The organism is Vibrio sp. S234-5 (genome assembly GCF_000960595.1).
Classification (GTDB): Bacteria; Pseudomonadota; Gammaproteobacteria; order Enterobacterales; family Vibrionaceae; genus Vibrio.
In genome coordinates this window covers 1-1,922 of sequence record NZ_JZAM01000204.1, presented here as the reverse complement: position 1 = coordinate 1,922, position 1,922 = coordinate 1, and the positions used below count along the sequence as shown (strand labels likewise).

3 protein-coding genes are annotated in these 1,922 nt (G+C 42.0%); all 3 read right to left on the bottom strand.

Going from position 1 to position 1,922, the window contains the following annotated elements; genetic code table 11:
* Positions 1–287: 287 nt before the first annotated feature.
* Positions 288–533 (bottom strand): hypothetical protein, encoded by a 246-nt coding sequence (locus UF06_RS11280; protein WP_000643598.1) that lies wholly within the window; start codon positions 531–533, stop codon positions 288–290.
* The gene (locus UF06_RS11275; protein WP_000589156.1) at positions 520–786 is read right to left on the bottom strand and encodes a BrnT family toxin; all 267 of its coding nucleotides are present in this window, start codon (positions 784–786) and stop codon (positions 520–522) included. The genes UF06_RS11280 and UF06_RS11275 overlap by 14 nt, the downstream gene beginning before the upstream one ends.
* A 180-nt stretch (positions 787–966) precedes the next feature.
* Positions 967–1,323 carry a hypothetical protein gene (locus tag UF06_RS11270; protein ID WP_045570554.1) on the bottom strand — a complete coding sequence of 119 codons (357 nt, stop codon included), beginning with the start codon at positions 1,321–1,323 and terminating at the stop codon, positions 967–969.
* Positions 1,324–1,922: the final 599 nt, after the last annotated feature.

Here is a 1,922-nt window from a genome sequence, read left to right as displayed (position 1 = left end):
CTTGCCCGAAAATTGATTGAGGCAATTCGCTGAATTTCCAGCGCCAAAGAATAATTGTCCAGAAAACCGCGCCCACTGAAGCCAACTTGCCGAGAAACACCAAACTAAAGAGCCAAGGGAACAAAGAACAATCATAAACCACTGACTTTTGGTGATTAAGCATAACGCCGCATTAAGGGGCGAACAACGCACAAAAGCACTTAATGCATAGCACATTCATCACAAAAACAAACGCACGGCAAAAATGCCACGCGTTGTGAGTCCCTCTTAAATGCTTTGTTAGCCGTTTATCTCACACTTGAATGATGAGACACGCTCTCTAACCTTTCTGCCAGCCAAATTTTAATGATTGATTGACGTGTTACACCAATACGACTCGCTTCTCTGTCCAAGGACTCAAGCATCCAGGCTGGAAAATCTACATTGACTCGTTTTTGCTTATGCATCGGTCTTTTTGCTTGCGATAGATCCAAGTCCATTACGATATCATCGTCGTCACTTTCAAACTTGGCATCAAATTCATGCGCTTTCATAAAGGCTTACCTCCGCTTTCCGTGAACGCCGAACCGAGATAATCCTGATATTCGTGCCTCGGTAGGTAATTACTCCTGACCAATGCTTACCGTTTAGTAAGCCGACAACCAAATATCTGGGCTCATCACTCGTGTTAGCAGGGATCTCGATAAGATCTGAATCATTCCACAACCCTTGAGCTGTATGAAAATCAATACCGTGCTTTTCGAGATTACTTCTGCTTTTGTTTTCATCAAATTCAAATTTAATCATGAGTAAAAACTACACCCTTTTTACTCATTAGGCAAACTTTGTTTATTGATGACGGCTAACGCCGCATTAAGGGGTGAACAACGCTACCACCCCACCTAAAGCATTGTGCCGTAAACACTTAAGTCGATTCAAACCAAAATTGCCAAGCGTTGTGAATCCCTCTTAAATGCTTTGTTAGCACTAAAATTCTTCGATTGTGCTGCGTTCTTCGACTTCTAGAATATCGAACTCTACTTCGCCATCATCCTCAAGGGTGAAAGTAACTGAAGATTCTTCTTCTCCCTCAAGATCCATGTCAGCACAACCATTGTAAACTGACCACTGATACTGGTAATCAAGCTGGTATTCATTACCACCGAGAAAAGTAACATCGAAGATATCAATTCCAGTGTGGTTTTCTGCACGAGAGTTAATATGTGACAAATCAGGTACAAGAGATGAGCCAAAAGATTCTTCATGCTCTATGAGGAAAGCTTTCAATTCTTGGCAAAGATGAGTGCCATGCTCAATTTCGCCAGACTTACTTTGGAAAATCATGTTTATACCTCGAAACTTAATATTTATGGTTAGTGCTAACGCCATGCTAAGGGGTGAGCAATGCACTGCAAAAGCGACCGCACACCAACTTAATCACAGAACTCACCGCATGCTAAAAATGCCACGCATTGCGAATCCCACTTAAGCAGTTTGTTAGCTTAAATTTCAGCACCTTAGATTTACCAAACCCGAGACTAACCCAGTTTGGAAAAACGACAAACCACCTGAGTTTTAAAACCCGAAATGACTCAAACTTTGTGGCCGTTCATTTGCTTTAAAAACCAGTAAATTTTGAAAACACGTTTTCGGGTTCATCCGGAAAATCGATACCTGAATGGCTTTTCTGATACCATATCGCCAAAAATAGCCAGTTAATGTCAACTTCACTTCTTTACCATCGCTTTGGAATACGCGGCCCTTTCCATTATTGCTCTACAGAGTTTGATGGTGACGCGACCATCTTTCACGTAGCACACAATCCTCATATTAAATGTCCATCATGTCGTAGTCGTGATGTCATAAAAAAAAGGAGGTAAGGTTCGCCGTTTCATCGCTACGCCAATCGGCACTAGCCCCTGTTACATCCAGATAGCAAACCA